This is a genomic window from Bradyrhizobium yuanmingense (assembly GCF_025200905.1).
Taxonomy (GTDB): Bacteria; Pseudomonadota; Alphaproteobacteria; order Rhizobiales; family Xanthobacteraceae; genus Bradyrhizobium; species Bradyrhizobium yuanmingense.
This window is the reverse complement of sequence record NZ_CP104173.1, coordinates 4,158,701-4,177,412: the sequence shown is the minus strand read 5'-3', so window position 1 is coordinate 4,177,412 and position 18,712 is coordinate 4,158,701. Positions and strand designations below refer to the sequence as shown.

The 18,712-nt window shown below is 64.0% G+C and carries 14 protein-coding genes; 4 read left to right on the top strand and 10 right to left on the bottom strand.

Going from position 1 to position 18,712, the window contains the following annotated elements:
- Positions 1 to 157: 157 nt before the first annotated feature.
- Positions 158 to 766, bottom strand: a complete 609-nt coding sequence (locus N2605_RS19625; protein ID WP_311735306.1) for a TetR/AcrR family transcriptional regulator — start codon at positions 764 to 766, stop codon at positions 158 to 160.
- 130 nt (positions 767 to 896) lie between these two features.
- On the opposite strand from N2605_RS19625, the gene N2605_RS19620 reads away from it, so the two are divergent.
- Positions 897 to 2,135, top strand: coding sequence for an MFS transporter (locus N2605_RS19620; protein WP_036025577.1), 1,239 nt, complete (start codon positions 897 to 899; stop codon positions 2,133 to 2,135).
- Between the two features lie 435 nt (positions 2,136 to 2,570).
- On the top strand, positions 2,571 to 5,963 hold the full coding sequence (locus N2605_RS19615) for an adenylate/guanylate cyclase domain-containing protein (protein WP_225113847.1): 3,393 nt from the start codon (positions 2,571 to 2,573) through the stop codon (positions 5,961 to 5,963).
- A gap of 240 nt (positions 5,964 to 6,203) precedes the next feature.
- On the opposite strand, the gene N2605_RS19610 is transcribed toward N2605_RS19615, so the two are convergent.
- Complete coding sequence (locus tag N2605_RS19610; RefSeq protein WP_036025575.1) at positions 6,204 to 7,112, bottom strand: LysR substrate-binding domain-containing protein; 909 nt, start codon at positions 7,110 to 7,112, stop codon at positions 6,204 to 6,206.
- A gap of 107 nt (positions 7,113 to 7,219) precedes the next feature.
- On the opposite strand from N2605_RS19610, the gene N2605_RS19605 reads away from it, so the two are divergent.
- Together N2605_RS19605 and N2605_RS19600 are read left to right on the top strand one after the other, a co-directional pair.
- On the top strand, positions 7,220 to 8,593 hold the full coding sequence (locus N2605_RS19605; protein WP_036025574.1) for an FAD-binding oxidoreductase: 1,374 nt from the start codon (positions 7,220 to 7,222) through the stop codon (positions 8,591 to 8,593).
- Positions 8,594 to 8,867: 274 nt separating this feature from the next.
- Positions 8,868 to 9,596: a GNAT family N-acetyltransferase gene (locus N2605_RS19600; RefSeq protein ID WP_260342135.1), complete on the top strand. Its 729-nt coding sequence runs from the start codon at positions 8,868 to 8,870 to the stop codon at positions 9,594 to 9,596.
- A gap of 96 nt (positions 9,597 to 9,692) precedes the next feature.
- Here the strand turns inward: N2605_RS19600 and N2605_RS19595 are convergent, their stop codons facing one another.
- The 8 genes from N2605_RS19595 to topA form a co-directional block, all read right to left on the bottom strand.
- Complete coding sequence (locus N2605_RS19595) at positions 9,693 to 9,908, bottom strand: DUF3551 domain-containing protein (RefSeq protein ID WP_244429338.1); 216 nt, start codon at positions 9,906 to 9,908, stop codon at positions 9,693 to 9,695.
- A 44-nt stretch (positions 9,909 to 9,952) separates the two neighbouring features.
- Positions 9,953 to 10,183, bottom strand: coding sequence for a DUF3551 domain-containing protein (locus N2605_RS19590; RefSeq protein ID WP_074448008.1), 231 nt, complete (start codon positions 10,181 to 10,183; stop codon positions 9,953 to 9,955).
- Positions 10,184 to 10,461: 278 nt separating this feature from the next.
- Positions 10,462 to 10,629, bottom strand: a complete 168-nt coding sequence (gene rpmG / locus N2605_RS19585; protein ID WP_007603295.1) for a 50S ribosomal protein L33 — start codon at positions 10,627 to 10,629, stop codon at positions 10,462 to 10,464.
- A 125-nt stretch (positions 10,630 to 10,754) separates the two neighbouring features.
- Positions 10,755 to 12,080, bottom strand: coding sequence for an LLM class flavin-dependent oxidoreductase (locus tag N2605_RS19580; RefSeq protein WP_260342083.1), 1,326 nt, complete (start codon positions 12,078 to 12,080; stop codon positions 10,755 to 10,757).
- 247 nt (positions 12,081 to 12,327) lie between these two features.
- Positions 12,328 to 13,080: an NUDIX hydrolase gene (locus N2605_RS19575; RefSeq protein WP_036015119.1), complete on the bottom strand. Its 753-nt coding sequence runs from the start codon at positions 13,078 to 13,080 to the stop codon at positions 12,328 to 12,330.
- Positions 13,081 to 13,109: 29 nt separating this feature from the next.
- Positions 13,110 to 13,550: a DUF983 domain-containing protein gene (locus tag N2605_RS19570; protein WP_036015117.1), complete on the bottom strand. Its 441-nt coding sequence runs from the start codon at positions 13,548 to 13,550 to the stop codon at positions 13,110 to 13,112.
- Entirely contained in the window at positions 13,544 to 15,892 is a 2,349-nt protein-coding gene (gene rnr, locus N2605_RS19565) for a ribonuclease R (protein WP_225187498.1), read from the bottom strand. The genes N2605_RS19570 and rnr overlap by 7 nt, the downstream gene beginning before the upstream one ends.
- A 20-nt stretch (positions 15,893 to 15,912) precedes the next feature.
- Positions 15,913 to 18,669, bottom strand: a complete 2,757-nt coding sequence (topA, locus tag N2605_RS19560) for a type I DNA topoisomerase (protein WP_225148407.1) — start codon at positions 18,667 to 18,669, stop codon at positions 15,913 to 15,915.
- Between the last annotated feature and the right edge of the window lie 43 nt (positions 18,670 to 18,712).

Here is an 18,712-nt window from a genome sequence, read left to right as displayed (position 1 = left end):
CCATAAATCCCGGTGTCATTCCCCGCCTTGTGCGCAGTCGCGCACTGGAGCGGGGAATCCAGTACGCCGCAGCGTCTCGGGTCTAGCTTCACTGTCTCTGGAATACTGGATCACCCGCTTTCGCGGGTGATGACAGCGAGCGATCAGGCGACAGCGGTTAGTCTGGAGCGCGCTTGCTCCGTTTCTCCGCCGGGTTCGCATCCTCGCCCACATCCACCCCCGCATTCCGCAACAACACCTTCGCCGCTTCCTTCGCGGCTCTGGCCATCGCCGGATCATCGCGCACGAGGTCCTGCGCGATGGAGCCGTCGACCAGCAGCACCAGCTGCGTCGCGAGCGCGTCCGCTTCGGCAACGCCGAGCTCGGTCAGGCGGTCGCGAAACCAGAGGCGGCGGCTTTCCTTGAAGGCGATCGCGATCTTCTTCACGGCGCGGTCGCCGGGGCCGAGCTCGGCGACCGCATTGACGAATGGGCAGCCGCGAAAGTCTTTCGCCGCGAAGCGCCGCTCCAGCGAATCGAACGTCGCGAGGATCTGCTCGGCGGGCGGCTTGTCGGAGGGGCGTGCGCTGACGAAGCGGCGCTCGAGATAGGCCGCGATCAGCGCGTCCTTGGACGGGAAGTGATTGTAGAGCGTGCGCTTACTGATGCCGACCTCGGCCGCGATGGTATCGACGCCGATGGCGCGAATGCCTTGCAGATAGAACAGCTTGTCGGCGGTCTGAAGGATCCGCTCTTTCATCGTCTGTGGGAGGGGCGGGGGAGCCATGCAGCGGAATGCGTCCTGTTCGCTTGACAGCCGCTTCCATCTATAGCCTAAGTGCACAGGTCTGTGTACCCAAAAACATCGGCAAAAGCAGACGACGGCACGCGTGCCGCGCCCAAAAGGGAGAAGAAAAATGCCCCTGCTGCAGGTTCTGCGTCCCACCTTGCCGATCCTGATCGGCGCCTCGATCATGCTGACCTTGAGCATGGGGCTGCGGCAGTCGCTCGGTATCTTCATGCAGCCGCTGACGCGCGACATCCACATTTCGATCTCGGATTTCACGCTTGCACTGGCCGTGCAAAACCTCGCCTGGGGCTTCCTACAGCCGCCCGCCGGTGCACTCACCGTGCGCTACGGCTTCCGACCGATCATGATCGCGGGCGCGCTGATGTACATCGCGGGCCTCGCGCTGATGGCAACGGCGAATGGGCTTCTCAGCATCATGATCGGCGCCGGCGTGCTGATCGGGACCTCGCTCGCCTGCACCGCGGCGGCGATCGCGATGTCGGTGGCGGCACGTGCGGTGCCGGAGACGGTGCGCTCGACCGTGCTCGGCATCGTCTCCGGCGCGGGCTCGCTCGGCGCGCTACTTTCGGCGCCGATCGGACAGATGCTCAACGAGGGCTTTGGCTGGCGCGTCGGGCTCGCGGGCTTCGTCATCATGTCGGTGCTGATGATCCCTGCGGCCTGGTATGCCGGGCGCGTCGACAAGATTCCGTTGCCGAAGCCGGCGGCCGACGAGATCGATGATGCCACGGCTGCAGCCGCGGCGAGGACCGCGTTCGGCAATGCCTCCTTCGTGGTGATGACCTGCGCCTATCTCGTCTGCGGCATGCAGCTCGTGTTCCTCACCACGCACCTGCCGTCATATCTCGCGATCTGCGGCCTCGATCCGATGTTGAGCGCACAGACGCTCGGCATGATCGGCGGCTTCAACGTGCTGGGCTCGCTGTTCTTCGGCTGGGCCGGCCAACGCTGGAACAAGCTGGCGCTCTTGGGCGGGATCTACATCCTGCGCTCGCTCGCACTCGCCTGGTACTTCATGCTGCCGGCAAGCCCGTTCTCGACGCTGCTGTTCGGCGCGATCATGGGCTTTCTGTGGATGGGCGTCGGCCCGCTCGTCGCGGGCGCGGTCGCCGAGATGTTCGGCCTGCGCTGGCAGGCGATGATCCAGGGCCTCGCCTTCATGAGCCACCAGATCGGCAGCTTCCTCGGCGCTTACGGAGGCGGGCTGCTCTACGACGCGCTCGGCTCCTACACCATGGCCTGGCGCATCGGTGTCGCGCTCGGCCTTGCCGGCGGCATCGTGCAGGTCGCGTTCGCGCTTGTCAGGCCGTCGCAGCCGCCCACGCCAGTGCTGCGGACAGCGTAGGGCGGGGCGGGTGGTCGTTTTCCTTGGCCTTGCACCGCTGCCGTTCTCACAAATTTGCATTTGCCTCAAAGCGCTCGGTTGCTGACGTGCGAGAGAACTTTTCGTCGACTCGGCAGGCGGTCGTTCATGGGCTTGCCAATTTCGCGTTTGGGTCGTGTCAGGCTGTGGTCAGCCTTCTCAGATTGAAAATGGGCTTGAGTTGCAGAGTGTTAGCCAGTTCATAATCCTAATCGCGCCGGCCAGCTTAAGCTTTCGAGACAACCGCTCGGGAGGCAACGATGACGCCCGGCTGGCTCATTTTCCCTGCGACTATCGCCTGTGTCTACTTCCTGGTCATTGTGAGTTTGATCATGCTTGGCGCTTGGTAGGCGGCTGAGGGAAGAGAATCTTGAAAGAGCGCGCTTTCAAGATTCGCCGATAGACCGACGCGAACTCATGTCGGTCGGAATTCGATCGGGTGCGGCCATGGATTGCGCGAATTGCGGCAGAGTCAACCCGGAGGGAACGAAGGTCTGCGGCGATTGCGGCGCGCCGCTGTTCTTTCGCTGCCCTGCGTGCGGGGGCGACAATCCGACAGGCAAGAACTTCTGTGGCGACTGCGGTGCCGCGCTCACGCCGACCGTACCGCCGCAAATGACGAGAGGGGCCGGCGCAGCGACGTCCATCGTGCCACCGGTCACGGAGCGCGCAGGCTTGTTGGCCGCACCAAGTTCTTCCGCCGAGCGTCGTCAGCTCACAGTGATGTTCTGCGATCTCGTCGGCTCGACGGCACTTGCGACAAAGCTCGATCCGGAAGATCTACGGGACATAATTGCTGAGTACCGCGATAGCGTAGCGGCGGTCGTCCGCAAATACGGTGGCACCGTCAGCCGTTACATCGGCGATGGCATGCTCATACTATTCGGTCATCCTTCAGCGCATGAGGACGATGCCGAACGCGCAGTGCGCGCTGCGCTTGAGATCGCCGCGACCAGGCACGCGCCGGGAGCCCCAGCCGAGTTCGAGCTGCGGGTTCGTCTTGGGCTCGCGACTGGCCTCGTCGTCGTAGGTGACCTTATCGGCAGCGAAGCGGCGGAGGCGCAGGCCGTGCTTGGCGAGACGCCGAACCTTGCCGCTCGACTGCAAGCGCTCGCCGAACCGGATGGGGTAGTCATCCCTGAGGACACGCGGCGGCTCATCGGCGGGCTCTTTGACTACGAGAATCTCGGCGCCGTGACGCTGAAGGGCTTCGCCGCACCGGTGCAAGCCTGGCGGGTGCTTCGTGAGGGAACAGCGGAGAGCCGGTTCGAGGCGTTGCACCCTTCGGTCCTCGCCCCGCTGGTTGGGCGTGAGGAAGACCTCGCGCGGTTGGAGCGGAGCTGGCGCCATGCGCGGGCGGGTACCGGTCAAGTCATGCTGCTTGTCGGCGAGGCGGGGATCGGCAAGTCGCGCCTCGTTGCGGCTCTTCAGGAGCGTATCGAGCGAGAGCCGCACACCTGCTTGCGCTACTTCTGCTCGCCTCATCATCAGGAAAGCGCGCTTTACCCCTTCATCGCACAACTCCAGCGAGCGGCTGGCTTCGATCGTGAGGACACACCGACGACCAAGCTCGACAAACTTCGAGCGCTCCTGTCGCCTGCATTGTCGCCCAACGAGGACGCGGCGATCCTGGCCGAGTTTCTGTCGATCCCCAACGATAATCTATACTTACCGGTTACGAGTACGCCGCAACAAAAGAAGGAGAGAAGCTTCGCCGCTCTGGTTCGCCAGCTTGAAGCTCTCGCGCAAAGACGTCCAATCATGATCGTGTTCGAGGACATGCAATGGATCGATCCAAGCTCGCGCGAGCTGCTGGACCGAACCGTCGATCGCGTAGCAAGCCTGCCGGTTTTGGTCTTGATCACCTACCGTCCCGAGTTCCAGTTAGTATGGACCGGAAAGCCGCATGTCAGCTTGCTCGTGCTGAACCGGCTCGACCAGAATGCGGGCGCTGCGCTCATCCGGAGCGTGGCAGGTGGCCAGACGCTGCCGACCGAAATCGTCAATGAAATTGCTGAACGTACGGATGGTGTGCCGCTGTTCGTTGAGGAGTTGACCAAAGCGGTGCTCGAAACAAGCCCCCAGAGTATCGCGCGAGCGATCTCCTTCGCGCCGCTGCCCGGACTTGCCGTACCGGCCACGCTACATGCTTCGTTGATGGCGCGGCTCGACCGGATTGGGCCGATCGCCAAGGAGGTGGCACAAATCGGCGCAGCTATTGGCCGCGAGTTCTCCTATGATCTGCTGGCCTCGGTCGCACAGCGGTGCGACAACGAGTTGCGGGCGGCGCTTGACCGGCTGATCAACACCGGCCTCGTGTTTGGGAGTGTCGAGCCGCCCGACGCCAATTTCTTGTTCAAACATGCACTGGTCCAGGATGCGGCATACGGCACAATGTTGCGCGGCCAACGCCGCGAGCTGCACGCTCGGATCGCTGGCGCACTCGAGGAGAGGCTCGCTAGAGGCATCCAAGAGCAGCCGGAAATCCTCGCCCACCACTGCGGACATGCGGGCTTGGCCGAAAAGGCGATTTCCTATTGGCAGGAGGCTGGTGAGCGTTCAAAGGCTCGATCGGCAATGACAGAAGCAATCGCGCAGATGCGAAAGGCGCTTGATTTGCTATCTCAACTGCCGGATGCTCCCGGGCGCCAGCGCACCGAAACTGAACTTCAACTCGCGCTCGGCGGTGCACTGATCGCCGCGAAGGGCCACGCGGCCGAAGAGACCGGCAGGGCCTACGCCCGGGCGCGTTGCCTCTGCGAGGCACTCAACGACACGCCGAATCTGCTCAAGGCACTCTGGGGCGAGTTCGTGCATTATCACGTCCGTGGTGAAACGGACCGATCGCATCGCATCGCCGAGAATCTGCTCGATTTGGCCGGGCGACAGAACGATGCGGCCATTCTTGTCGCCGGTCATCGGGCAGTCGGCGATAGCTGGCTTCATCGCGGACAATTGGCCTTGGCGCGCACCCATCTCGAGCGGGGGCTCGCCCTTTACGATCCGGCGCAGCAGCGCTCTCTGACGGCCCTGTTCGCAGAAAACGCCCGCGTGGCGATGCTTTCGTTCCTTTCGCTTACGTGTGGCCTTCTTGGCTTCGCCGATCAGGCGCGCGTGCAGAGCAGTGACGCTCTGGCAGAGGCCCGCGATTCGTCGCACCCGATCAGCCTCGCATTCGCGCTGAGCGTTGCCTGCCGGTTGCATTTCGTGCTCGAAGACGCGGGCATGGTTGGGCAACGGGCGGACGAGCTGGTTGCGCTCACCACCGAGCAGCGCTTTGCCTTCTTTCTCGCGATGGGGACGGCATATCGCGGCTGGACGCTGGCCGAAGCCGGCGACCCCGAGGCCGGGGTGGACTTACTGCGGCGCGGCATCGAGGGATTCCAGGCGTCCGGCGCAGCATGGACTCTTCCGTTCTACCTTGCGCAGCTCGCAGCAGCCGAGGCAAAGAGAGCACGATATGAAACGGGGCTCGGCCAACTCTCCGACGCCTTGGCACTAACCCAGAAATCGGGGGTGCGGTGGTTCGAGGCCGAGCTGCATCGGCGCCGAGGCGAGTTGATGCTAAGGGCTCGGCCAGGCGCGGAGGCCGATGCGGAGGCCGAGTTTCGCCACGCCATTGCGATTGCTCACCAGCAGGAGGCGAAACTCTGGGAACTTCGCTCCGCCGTCAGTCTCGCCCGGCTCTGGCGTGATCAGGACAGGGGTGATGAAGCACGCGGTCTTCTCGCGCCGGTCTACGGTTGGTTCAGCGAGGGCTTCGACGTTCGCGACTTGAAGGAAAGCAAGGCGCTGCTGGAAGAACTCTGAGTGTAACGTGGAGCTTGTCGTAAGCGCGCTCCATTGGAGCTCCGTAACGTTCTCGGGTTTCGCGACTCCGCTGCACCCTAAAGAAACGTAAGGGCAACGGTGACCTGCTCGGCGCCGTCAATTCTCGGGTCGGCCCCGTCGCTCCGGTTCGCAGCTGGAGTTGGTCCGCGCTGCTGGTCGCGCTTCGGGTTATTCGCATGACCTCTCCCGGCTTCGCACTTTGTGCTGACCCGGTCCGGATCAGGTACTCGACCGCAACCACTGCGAAAAGACCCGAATGGTCCGCGCGCGCGGGTGGCTTGGCCTGCTGACCACATAAAAGCTGTAGCCGGGTAGGTTCAACGAGAATGCCTTCACGAGCGTGCCGGCGGCGAGGTCGTGTGCCACGAGCACATCACTGAAGATCCCGACGCCCTGCCCACTGATCACCGCCTCGATGGCGTGCAGTTCTTCCCGGAAACTCAAGTGCTGCAGGTCCTTGTATTGGGGCACCTCGCGCCACCGGCGCTGGGCCAAACCGAGCCATCTCTGCCACGTCGGTGGCTCACGATCGGCCGGCGACCAATAGGAGTGGATCAGAACGTGCTTTGCGAGGTCGACTGGTCTCTTCAGCCGTCCGGTTGAAAGCAAATCCGGATTGCAGATCGGCCAGAACGTATCGCTAAAGAGTTCATCGACGATTCCGTCTGTCGGCGGTACGCGGCTGGTCGCATAACGGATGGCAACGTCACTGTCTCCGGCCTGCAGATCGAGCACCGTGTCAGTGCCGATCACTTCCAATGGCACGTCAGGATGCAACTTCCGCCACAGGGGCAGGCGGGGCACGAGCCAGCGGCTAGCGAAGGCGTTGGTCGTCGTAACCCGGAGCGGCTGCTCGTCACCTTCCTGCTTGAGGGACGCAATGGCAGCGGCAAACGCCTCGAGTCCGCCGCGAATGGCGGGAAACAGCCGCGCGCCGGCATCGGTCAACGAAAGAGGGCGTGGTCTGCGCCGGAATAGAGCGCGGCCGCAATACTGCTCGAGCAATCCGATCTGGTGGCTGATCGCGGTCGGCGTGACGCCGAGTTCTGCCGCGGCTTTCTTGAAGCTCAGATGACGCGCGGCAGCCTCAAAAGCGCGGAACTCGATCAGGGGCGGCAGCTTGTGCATGCGGCGAGTGTAGGTGAAATCAGTTCATCGTCACCTGAATTCTTCGGATTTGCTCTGAGACAGCCCGCGATCGAGGATGTGGCGGGCCAAGCTAGGGAGCTCGTGTCATGTCCATCGCATCTGTTGCCAGCGCTGCCGCCGAACTTAGCGCCTCCTTCGGAGGAGAACTGCTCAAGCCAGCGGACGAGGGCTACGACGAGGCGCGCAAGGTTCACAATGGGCTGGTCGACAAACGGCCAGCATTGATTGCCAGATGTCGCAGTGCGGCTGATGTCGTGGATGCCGTGGCACTTGCGACCAAGCTCGGCCTCGAGGTCGCTGTTCGCGGCGGTGGCCACAATGTGGCCGGGCGCGCAACCATCGACGGCGGGATCATGATCGACCTCTCACCCATGAAGGGGGTCCGGATCGACGCGATCGGCAAGACCGTATGGGCGCAGGGCGGGGTCACCTGGGGCGAGCTCAATCGAGAAACGCAGCTTCACGGACTTGCGGTGACCGGCGGCGTGGTCTCGACCACCGGCATCGCGGGCCTGACGCTCGGCGGAGGACTGGGCTGGTTGATGGGCAAGTACGGCCTCGCGTTGGATAATCTGCGGGCTGTCGAACTCGTCACCGCCGATGGCAAGGTTGTGCGGGCCAGCAAGCAAGAGCAGCCCGATCTTTTTTGGGCCGTGCGCGGCGGCGGCGGAAACTTCGGGATTGCCACCAGTCTTGAATACGACCTCCATACGGTAGGGCCCATCATCACCGGCGGCCCGATCGTTCACCCTATCGAGCGTTCCCGCGACGTGCTGGAATTTTTCCGGACCAGCACGCGATCGCTCACGGACGAGCACATGCTGTTCGCATCCCTGACCCATGCGCCCGACGGGTCCGGCAGGGAGGTCGCGGCCCTGGTTACCAGCCACTGCGGTCCAGTCGCCGAGGCCGAACGAGCGATGCAGCCGCTGAAACAGTTCGGGCCTCCCATTCTGGATGCGGTCGGACCGATGACCTATTGCGAGCTCAACCGCATGCTCGACGCCAACTATCCGAAAGGCGCGTTCAACTATTGGAAGTCGAACTTCCTCACGGAGCTGAGCGATGGTGCGATCGCGACGATGATCGAATGCTTCGCCCGCTGCCCGACTCAGATGGGGCAGCTGCTGCTCGAGCACATCCACGGTGCCGCGGCCCGCGTGGGTGCCGGGGATACGGCATTTGTGCATCGGCAGGAGGGCTACAATTTCCTGATCCTCGCGCAATGGACGCAGGCCAGCGATACCAGCCGCAGCATCTCGTGGGCACGCGCAACCTATGAAAGGATGCGGCCCTTCTTTGCCTCAGGACGCTATGTCAATTATCTCGACGACGATGAGACAGGCGATCCGGTTGCCGCTGCTTATGGGCGGAACTACAGGCGCCTGCAGCAGATCAAAGCGAAATACGACCCTACGAACTTCTTCCGGATGAACCAGAACATCCGGCCGCTCGCCTGATTGCCGGCTGACGATTTCTCGCTCTCATCAAGATGTGAGTAGAAACTAAGCCGCGACCCGATGCATCGTGGGCGGGGCGAGCTGACGCCCGGGAGGGACTAGAGAATGGCGGTCGTGTGCAGGCCCGCTCGCATCGACGACTTGAAGCAGGCCGATGACATCGTGGTCGCCAGCATCAATGAGCTAACCGAACGGCGGGGGTTCGGGAAGATGGCATCCTCTCGTCCGCCGAATTTTCAGGCCTTCTCGCTCGCGGATGATCCCGGGCTTATGGGTGGCCGATGACGACGGAGAAATAGTCGGCTTCGCGTGGAGTTGGGTCTGTGGCGAGCTTTGGTTCCTGGCCCAATTGTTCGTCGCGCCTGATCGTCAGAGCGACGGCATCGGCAATCAACTCATCAACAAGGCATTCGCGCATGCAGAAATGCGCGGAGCACCCATCAAGGCACTGATCACCTTCACGTTCAACAACGTATCTCAAGGCCTCTACATCCGCCACGGACTGTTCCCGCGCTTTCCGATCTACATGGTCGGCGTCCATCGTGACCGCCTGGCGCCACGGTTGGCTGCGCCGCGGCTCCGTCTTGAATCTCTCACGGCCGACGCGATCCCATACGACAGGCTGGCGCAGATCGATGTCAGCGCAGTCGGCGTTTCCAGGGAGAAGCATCATCGATTTCTCCTTGGCGACAGCACGACGCGCGGATTCACCATCCACGCCGGCAATGAGTGCGTCGGGTACGTCTACATTTCGGGTGGACACATTGGTCCGCTTGCAGTCCACAGGCCAGATCTGGTTGAGTCCGCTTTCGCCGCTGCGTTGTCGTTCGCGGCCCAGAGCGATTGTCCGGCCATTTCGGCTTTTGTGCCGGGCGCGAGCGAGCCGGCGCTCAAGGCGGCAATCGACCACGGGATGCGGCTGACGTTCCCGATGCTGCTGATGTCAAATCGACCATTCGGAGATTGGGGTAGCTATTTCCCGCGCAATCCGGGTTTCATGTAGAGGATTCAACCGAGAAGGTCGACGTTGCGGGGCAGGCCGGAAGGCACGGAATGATGGCTGGATCGGCGCTCGTCACGGGCCGATCATGCTCTAGCCCTACCGGGGACGCGCGCTGCGGCCTGGAGGGGACGGCCGCTGCACATATGGGTTTTCCAGGCACATCGCCGAACGGCCCGCCGCGCTGGCTCTGCATTCGTCAAATGAACGATACTGGCAAGAGATGTAGGTGCCGCCGCCCCATTCCCACTCCTGCAGACATACCGGAAAATTGCCGCCGAACCGCTGCGCTGCCGCTGGACCGGGCGCGGACATGGTGATCAGGACGAAGAGCAGACAGGCAAGCGCGCGCATCATGATCAGCGCGGCCGCTGCGGAGCGTGCTGCTTGAACCTCACGCGCGGGTTCACATCGCAATAGGTGTTCGATCGCCCGGATGCCGAGGCCAGGCACTGTTCCCGCGTCGAATACATGCAGTCTCCGGAAGCGCCGAGCCCTCCGCCAAAAACGCACCAGGGATAGTCATACTGAGCGTTTGCTGCGGAAGAAAATCCGATGACCATAACGACAATGAGCAGAGCGATGCGCATGCGATTCTCCCATCAAGTCAGTTGAGCGGCAACGCAAGAGGTTCGCTCCGAAAGATAGCCGCTTGACGATGCTGGCTCAACAACCACGACTCAAGCGAGTTCCTCTCGTCACGCCGGAGTGTCCCAGTGTGATCTCGCAGAGCCGGTCCGGATTTGCTTCGCTGCGCTAAGCAGCGCAGCGCTGGGTAGCAGGGTACATGAGCAGGGACATGCGAGCCGAAACGACAACGGGGCCCGCAAGGGCCCCGCAAAAAACCTTAGCGCGCTACGCCGCGATCTTACTTGATCTTGGCTTCGCGGAATTCGACGTGCTTGCGCGCGACCGGGTCGTACTTCTTCTTGACCAGCTTGTCGGTCATGGTGCGCGAATTCTTCTTGGCAACGTAGTAGAAGCCGGTGTCGGCCGAGGACACGAGCTTGACCTTGATGGTGACCGCTTTGGCCATGTTCTGAACCTCAGAATATCAGGGGAATCTGGAGCCGGCCAAACGGCCCGCGTTGGCCGGCAACCTAGTCAGAAACGGCGGGAAGTCAAGGTTTCAGGCGGCGGAAACCGCTCAAATCGGGCCCATTAGGCCTCAAAGAACCGGTTTTTCGGCCGCGGCAGGCCCAGATTCTCCCTCAAAGTGGGCCCTTCGTACTCTTTGCGGAAAATCCCGCGCTTCTGCAGCTCCGGGACCACCTTGTCGACGAAATCGTCGAGACCGGCAGGCAGGAACGGGAACATGATGTTGAAGCCGTCGGAGCCGCGTCCGACCAGCCATTCCTCCATCTGGTCGGCGATGGTCTTGGCGGTGCCGACGAAGGACAGGCCGCCATAGCCGCCGACGCGCTGGGCGAGCTGGCGCACGGTGAGCTTCTCACGGGCGGCGAGATCGACCAGGCGCTGCCGGCCGCTCTTGCTGGCATTGGTCTCGGGGATTTCGGGAAGCGGCCCATCGGGATCAAAGCCGGAGGCATCGGTGCCGAGGATGACGGAGAGCGAGGCAATGGCGCTGTCGTAATGCACGCGGCTGTCGAGCAAAGCGCGCTTCTCCTTGGCCTCATCCACGCTGTCGCCCACGACGACGAAGGCGCCGGGGAGGATCTTCAGGTGCTCGGGGTCGCGGCCGATCTTCTCCATGCGGCCCTTGATGTCGGCATAGAGTTTCTGGCCGTCGGCGAGGCTGCCGCCGCCGGTGAACACTGCTTCCGCGGTCTCGGCGGCGAGCTGCTTGCCGTCGTCGGAGGCGCCGGCCTGCACGATCAGGGGCCAGCCTTGCACGGGGCGGGCGATGTTGAGGGGGCCGCGCACTTTGAAGTATTTGCCCTTGTGGTCGAGGGTGTGCATCCTGGCGGGATCGAAGAACAGGCCGCTCTCGACGTCGCGCATGAAGGCACCGTCGGCGAAGGAGTCCCAGAGGCCGGTGACGACGTCGTAGAACTCGCGGGCGCGCTTGTAGCGCTCGGCGTGCTCCATGTGATCGTCGAGGCCGAAATTCAGCGCCGCGTCCGGGTTCGAGGTGGTGACGATGTTCCAGCCGGCGCGGCCGCCGCTGAGATGGTCGAGCGAGGCGAAGCGGCGCGCGACGTGATAGGGCTCGTCGAACGTGGTCGAGCCGGTCGCGATCAGGCCGATGCGCTCGGTCACGGCTGACAAAGCCGACAGCAGCGTGAACGGCTCGAACGAGGTTACGGTGTGGCTGCGCTTCAGCGCGTTGATCGGCATGTTCAGGACGGCGAGGTGATCGGCCATGAAGAAGGCGTCGAACTTGCCGGCCTCGAGCTTTCGGATCAGCGTCTTGATGTGCGAGAAGTTGAAATTGGCGTCGGGCCAGGCCCCGGGATAGCGCCAGGCGCCGGTGTGGATGCTGATCGGGCGCATGAACGCGCCAAGCTTGAGTTGCCTTTGTGCCATCGCCCGGTGTCCGTTCTTGGTGACGCTCGCAAAGACATAGGCATGAGTGGAAACTCCGCCATTGGGGGAGGCGGGAAGAATTTTTTGTTTTTCGTAGCTCTCTCAGCACGTCATTCCGCGGCGACGCGGAGCGGCGAGCCCGGAATCCATAACCACCATCCGGAGTATGGATTCCGGGCTCGCGCCAAGAGGCGCACCCCGGAATGACGGAGGATAGACTTGATCGAACTACGCCCCAGCGCGCCAACTAGCTCAAAACGTCCTTCTGCATCTTGCCGGCGTAGAAGTGGAAGAACGGCACCGGCGCGTCGTGACGGAGCGGGCCGGTGGCGAGGCGGGTGTCGAGCTCGTTGAGCACGTTGCGCGTCATCGGATGCAGATCGGCGAGCGGTTTTGAGCCGAGCTCGACCCAGACCAATTCGACCAGCTCCGCATCGGCATGGATCACGCCTTCGACGCGGTGGGTGATCGCAGAGGCATCGGCGGTGAAGAAACGCGTGTCGAAGCGCTTGACGCGGCCGGGCGGGGTGATCGCGCGCGCGATCAGGAACAGGCTGGAGGGATCAGGCAGCAGGCCCGCATCCGCGAACGGCTGCCAGGGACCTTCGAGCTTCGGCACTTTGCCTTCGGCCTTGCGGCCGAGGCAGAGGCCGGTCTCCTCGCAGGCTTCGCGGATGGCGGCAATGGCGAGCGATTTCGCGCGCGAGGCCGGCGTCTTCGGGCTGCCCTTGGCGAGATTGGCTTCCAGTTCGGCGGTGATGGGCGCAGCGCAGGGCACGCGATAATCGGCCTTGTCGACGCGCCCACCCGGAAAGACGAATTTTCCCGGCATGAACACCACCTTGTCGTGGCGCTTGCCGACGAGCACTTTCGGAATGGCGCCGCTGCGGTCGACCAGGATCAGCGTCGCCGCATCCTTCGGGCGGAAGTAAGGATGATGATCGGCTTCCTTCTCCTCGTGAACCCTGGTCTTCTCCTCGGCCTGCGAAATATCGGTCATGTCCTCACCCGAACTGTTCTTTTACGTGTTTACACAGGCGGAATACCATCGGGAGGGTTGTCGTCAAACCCGTGCATGCGCAGAGCCCATTGCAAGCCGACCACAGCTCCCTTCACGGGCTGCAGCAGCGCGAGCGAGGCGACGAAGGTGAAGGGCAGATAGGCCGCGAAGCTGAGCCAGACCGGCGTCGAATAATTGGTCTCGATCCAGAGGATGGCCGGCACCACGATGTGGCCGACGATGACGATGACGAGATAGGCAGGCAGATCGTCGGCGCGATGCGGGGTGAAGTCGAGGCCGCATTTGGCGCAATGGTCGGCGGTCTTCAGGAAGGCGCGGAACAGCTTGCCTTCGCCGCAGCGCGGGCAGCGGCCGCGGAAGCCGCGCTTCATTGCTGACCAGACGTCGCGCTTCTCGACGAGACCGTTCTCGCGCGTCCAGATCTTTGGTGCCGTGCTCATCGTCACCATGCCTTGCCCTTCTTGCCCTTACCCTTGTTCTTTCCTTTGGCCTTCCTTCCCTTGCCGGACTTTTTCTTCTCCGGCTTGCGTTTTCGCTCCGGGCTGCGTCCGGGCTGCGGCTTGGACGATTTGCGTTGCGGACGGAGCGGCCTGCGCTGGCGCGGGCCGCTGTCGGTCTCGGACGACAGCAGCTCGAAACGCAGCGCGCCCGCGATGGGAGCGGCCTCGATCAGGCGGACGTCGACGACGTCGCCGAGCTGGTACATGGTGCCGCTGCGCGTGCCGACGAGGGCATGGCGGCTCTCGTCATAGTTGAAATATTCCGTGCCGAGGGATCGGATCGGGATCAGCCCGTCAGCGCCGGTCTCGCTGAGCTTCACGAACAGGCCGGCGCGGGTGACGCCGGAGACGCGGCCCTGGAAGCTGGCGCCGATGCGGTCGGCGAGGTGATGGGCGATCAGGCGGTCGACGGTCTCGCGCTCCGCCTTCATGGCGCGCCGCTCGGTCAGCGAGATATGCGCGGCGACTTCGCTCAGGCTTTCCGGCGTCTCGCTGTCGGGCAGGGCGCCTTCGCCAAGGCCAAGCGCACGCACCAGCGCGCGGTGCACGACGAGGTCGGCATAGCGGCGGATCGGCGAGGTGAAATGCGCATAGCGGCGCAGGTTCAGGCCGAAGTGACCGTAATTCTCCGAGGAATATTCGGCCTGCGCCTGCGCGCGCAGCACGACCTCGCTCACCAGCGGGTAATAGTCGTGGCCTTCGAGCTGGGCCAGCACGCGGTTGAACGTGGTGGGGCGCAGCGCGCCGGACTTGGCGAAGGGGACGTCCAGCGTCTCCAGGAATTCCGCGAGCGCGTGAACCTTCTCCAGGGTCGGCTCGTCGTGCACGCGGTAGATCAGCGGCAGCGATTTCTTCTCCAATGTCTCCGCTGCGGCGACGTTGGCGAGGATCATGAACTCCTCGATCAGCTTGTGCGCATCGAGACGCTCGGGGACCACGACGCGGTCCACGGTGCCGTCGCTCTTCAGGAGGATCTTGCGCTCGGGCAGATCGAGATTGAGCGGATCGCGCTCGTCACGCGCGCGCTTGGCGCAGGCATAGGCGGCATAGAGCGGCCTCAGGATCGGATCGAGCAGGGGGCCGGTGGTGTCATCAGGCCGGCCGTCGATCGCGGCCTGCGCCTGCGCGTAAGCGAGCTTGGCGGCCGAACGCATCAGGATGCGATGAAAACTGTGCGAGCGCTTGCGGCCGTCGGGGCCGAGCACCATGCGCACCGCCAGCGCGCCGCGCGGCTCGCCGGGCACCAGCGAGCAGAGATTGTTGGAGATGCGCTCGGGCAGCATCGGCACGACGCGGTCCGGGAAATAGACCGAGTTGCCGCGGTCGAGCGCGTCGCGGTCGAGCGCCGTGCCCGGCCGCACGTAGAAGCTGACATCGGCGATGGCGACGTTGACGATGAAGCCGCCCTTGTTGTTGGGATCCGGATCGGGCTCGGCATGCACCGCGTCGTCGTGATCCTTGGCGTCGGGCGGATCGATGGTGACGAGCGGGACGTCGCGCCAGTCCTCGCGGCCTTTCAGATTGGCGGGCTCTGCCGCTTCCGCCTCGCGCTCGGCGGCGGAGGAGAATTGCAAGGGGATGTCGTGGGCGTAGATCGCGATCAGGCTGATCGCCTTTTCCGACTTGACCGAGCCGAGCTTCTCTTTCACCCGGCCGGAGGCGAGGCCAAAGCCGCGGGTGCGGACGATGTCGACGCTGACGAGGTCGCCATCCTCAGCGCCGCCCGTATCGGTCCTCGCGATGTTCAGCTCGCGGTCGGCGAACTTCTTGTCGACGGGGACGAGCCGTCCGCCGCCCTCGGGCAGGCTGCGGAAGACGCCGAGGATGCGGCTCTTGGCCTTGTCGATGACCTTGATGATGCGGCCGCGATAGGCGGGACCTTCATCGTCATCGCTGCGTTCGACGCGCAGCAGCGCGCGGTCGCCGACGCCGGCGGCGGTGCCGGGCCTCGGCCGGCGCGGCATCTCGATGAGGATCTTTGGCGGCTCGCCGTTCTCGACCTCGTCCCATTCGGCGGGGGAGGCGATCAATTCGCCATCGGAGTCGCGGCCGGTGATGTCGGCGAGCAGCGTCGGCGGCAGCGCGTCCGGCTCGGAGACCTTGTGGCGCTTCTTCTTGATGGTGCCGTCGTCGGCGAGCTCGCGCAGCATGCGCCTGAGCTCGGCGCGATCGGCGTTCTTCAGGCCGAACTCGCGCGCGATGTCGCGAGTCCCGACCTTTCCTGGATTTGCCTTGATGAAGGCGACGATGGCTTGCCTGTCGGGAAAGCCACGGTCTTTCTTTGGTTTCACTTAACCTCTAATTCTTGATCTCAGGTCTTGCCGGCACTCTTCTTGGCCGGAGCCTTGGTGGCGGCTGCCTTGGTCGGCGACGTCTTTGCGGTCGACGGCACGGCGGCGCGCGCCTTGCTGGTGGATTCGGATTTGGATTTGGCCGCGGCTTTCTTCGCAGCCGGCTTCTTCGGCTTCGGTGCGGCGTCCTCGCCGTCCGCAGCCTTCTCTGACGCTTTCTTGGCCTTGGCCGGCTTCGCCGCCTTCTTGGCCTTGCCGCCGCCCTTGCCGCCACCCTTGGCGGCGCGCTCGTCGATCAGCGCGATCGCCTGCGGCAGCGTGATGGTGTCCTTCTCGAACTCGGCCGGGATCGTCGCGTTGACGCCGCCCGCGGTGACATAGGCGCCGTAACGGCCGCTCTTCACGGTGACGGTGCCAAGCGTCGGATGATCGCCGAGCGCCTTGCCGGGATCGGCGCCGAAGCGGCGGCTCGGGCCCTTGGCAACCTTCTCCGCGATCAGCGTCACCGCACGATTGAGGCCGATGTCGAACACCTCGTCGCCGGCCTCTAAGCTCGCATAGGTCTTCTCGTGCTTCACGAACGGTCCGAAGCGGCCGAGGCCCGCGGTGATCGGCTGGCCGGTCTCCGGATGCTTGCCGATCTCGCGCGGCAGCGACAGCAGCTTCAGCGCAAGCTCGAGATCGACGTCGCTGGGCGAGGTGCCCTTCGGAATGCCGGCGCGCTTGGGCTTCTCGCCTTCCTCATAATCCTTCTGCTCGCCGAGCTGGATATAGGGGCCGAAGCGGCCGGCCTTGACCCAGACATCGCGACCCGTGTCGGGATCCTGGCCGAGCGAACGGTCAGCAGTCGCCTCGCCATCGGCGGCGAGCTGACGGGTGTAGCGGCATTCCGGATAGTTCGAGCAGCCGACGAAGGCGCCGAACTTGCCGGCCTTGAGGTTCAGCCGGCCGGTGCCGCAGTTCGGGCACTGCCTGATATCGCCGCCATCGGCGCGGGGCGGATAGATGTGCTGGCCCAGCATGTCGTCGAGCACGTCGAGCACCTGGGCGACGCGCAGCTCCTTGATGTCGTCGACGGCGCCGATGAAGCCGGTCCAAAAGTCCTTCAGAACCTGCTGCCAGGAGATCTCGTTGTTGGAGATGCGGTCGAGCTGCTCTTCGAGGCTCGCCGTAAAGTCGTACTCGACATAGCGGGCAAAGAAGCTTTCGAGGAAGGCGACCACGACGCGGCCCTTGTCCTCGCCGTGCAGACGCTTCTTCTCCAGCTTGACGTAGCCGCGGTCCTTCAGGACCTGGAGGATCGAGGCATAGGTCGAGGGCCGGCCGATGCCGAGCTCCTCCATGCGCTTGACGAGCGATGCTTCCGAGAATCGCGGCGGCGGCTCGGTGAAATGCTGGGTGACGGACAGGCTCTGCCGTTTCACGGCCTCGCCCTGGCTCATCGCGGGCAGGCGGCGGGAATCCTCGTCCTCCTCGTCGTCGCGGCCTTCCTGGTAGAGCGCGAGGAAGCCGTCGAACTTGACGACCTGGCCGGTGGCGCGCAGCTCCAGCGTACGAGAGCCCGCCTTCGCCGTGATGTCGACGGTGGTCCGCTCGAGCTCGGCGGATTCCATCTGGCTCGCGATGGTGCGCTTCCAGATCAGCTCATACAGCTTGGCCTGATCGGCATCGAGCTTGCGGCTCATGCTGTCGGGGCGGCGGGAGAGGTCGGTCGGGCGGATCGCCTCGTGCGCTTCCTGGGCGTTCTTGGCCTTGGCCTGGTACTGGCGCGGGCTATCCGGCACGTAGGCGTTGCCGTAATCCTCGCCGATCACCTTGCGCGCCTGGGTGATCGCCTCGGGGGCGATCTGCACGCCGTCGGTACGCATATAAGTAATGAGTCCGGTGGTCTCGCCACCGATGTCGATGCCCTCATAAAGACGCTGGGCGATGCGCATCGTATGGGCCGGCGCAAAGCCGTATTTGCGGCTGGCTTCCTGCTGCAGCGTCGAGGTGGTGAAGGGCGCCTGCGGATTGCGACGGGCCGGCTTGGCATCGACCGCGGTGACGGCGTAAGTCGCCAGTTCCAGCGCCTTCTTAAAGTCTTCGGCTTCCGCGCCGGTGCCGATGTCGAGGCGCTGGATCTTCTTGCCGTCGGCGCCGACGAGGCGGGCCTCGAAGGCATCGCCCCGCGGGGTGAGCAGGGTCGCGATCAGCGACCAATATTCGCGGGCTACGAACTTCTCGATCTCGAGCTCGCGGTCGCAGACGAGGCGCAGCGCCACCGACTGCACGCGGCCGGCCGAGCGGGCGCCCGGCAGCTTGCGCCACAGCACGGGGGAGAGGGTGAAGCCGACCAGATAGTCGAGTGCGCGGCGCGCCATGTAGGCGTCGACCAGGGCGCCGTCGATCTCGCGCGGATGCTTCATCGCCTCCGAGACGGCCTGCTTGGTGATGGCGTTGAACACCACGCGCTCGATCTTCTGATCCTTCAGCGCGCGCTTCTCCTTCATCACCTCGAGCACGTGCCAGGAGATGGCCTCGCCCTCGCGATCGGGGTCGGTGGCGAGAATCAGGCGGTCGGCGCCCTTCAGCGACTTCGCGATATCGTTGAGCCGGCCGGCCGCCTTGGGGTCGACCTCCCAGATCATCTTGAAATTGGCGTCGGGATCGACGGAACCATTCTTCGCCGGGAGATCGCGGACATGGCCGAACGAGGCCAGAACCTCATAGGACGAGCCCAGATATTTGTTGATCGTCTTGGCTTTCGCCGGCGACTCCACAATGACGATATTCATTTAGTTCCAGTGGCTTACGGGAAAATCTTGGGCCGAAAACGAA

Bases quoted from the DNA above. Each gene is read 5' to 3' on its own strand.
- N2605_RS19625 (WP_311735306.1), bottom strand. From the start codon at position 766: ATGGCTCCCCCGCCCCTCCCACAGACGATGAAAGAGCGGATCCTTCAG.
- N2605_RS19620 (WP_036025577.1), top strand. From the start codon at position 897: ATGCCCCTGCTGCAGGTTCTGCGTCCCACCTTGCCGATCCTGATCGGC.
- N2605_RS19615 (WP_225113847.1), top strand. From the start codon at position 2,571: ATGTCGGTCGGAATTCGATCGGGTGCGGCCATGGATTGCGCGAATTGC.
- N2605_RS19610 (WP_036025575.1), bottom strand. From the start codon at position 7,112: ATGCACAAGCTGCCGCCCCTGATCGAGTTCCGCGCTTTTGAGGCTGCC.
- N2605_RS19605 (WP_036025574.1), top strand. From the start codon at position 7,220: ATGTCCATCGCATCTGTTGCCAGCGCTGCCGCCGAACTTAGCGCCTCC.
- N2605_RS19595 (WP_244429338.1), bottom strand. From the start codon at position 9,908: ATGTCCGCGCCCGGTCCAGCGGCAGCGCAGCGGTTCGGCGGCAATTTT.
- N2605_RS19590 (WP_074448008.1), bottom strand. From the start codon at position 10,183: ATGCGCATCGCTCTGCTCATTGTCGTTATGGTCATCGGATTTTCTTCC.
- rpmG (WP_007603295.1), bottom strand. From the start codon at position 10,629: ATGGCCAAAGCGGTCACCATCAAGGTCAAGCTCGTGTCCTCGGCCGAC.
- N2605_RS19580 (WP_260342083.1), bottom strand. From the start codon at position 12,080: ATGGCACAAAGGCAACTCAAGCTTGGCGCGTTCATGCGCCCGATCAGC.
- N2605_RS19575 (WP_036015119.1), bottom strand. From the start codon at position 13,080: ATGACCGATATTTCGCAGGCCGAGGAGAAGACCAGGGTTCACGAGGAG.
- N2605_RS19570 (WP_036015117.1), bottom strand. From the start codon at position 13,550: ATGGTGACGATGAGCACGGCACCAAAGATCTGGACGCGCGAGAACGGT.
- topA (WP_225148407.1), bottom strand. From the start codon at position 18,669: ATGAATATCGTCATTGTGGAGTCGCCGGCGAAAGCCAAGACGATCAAC.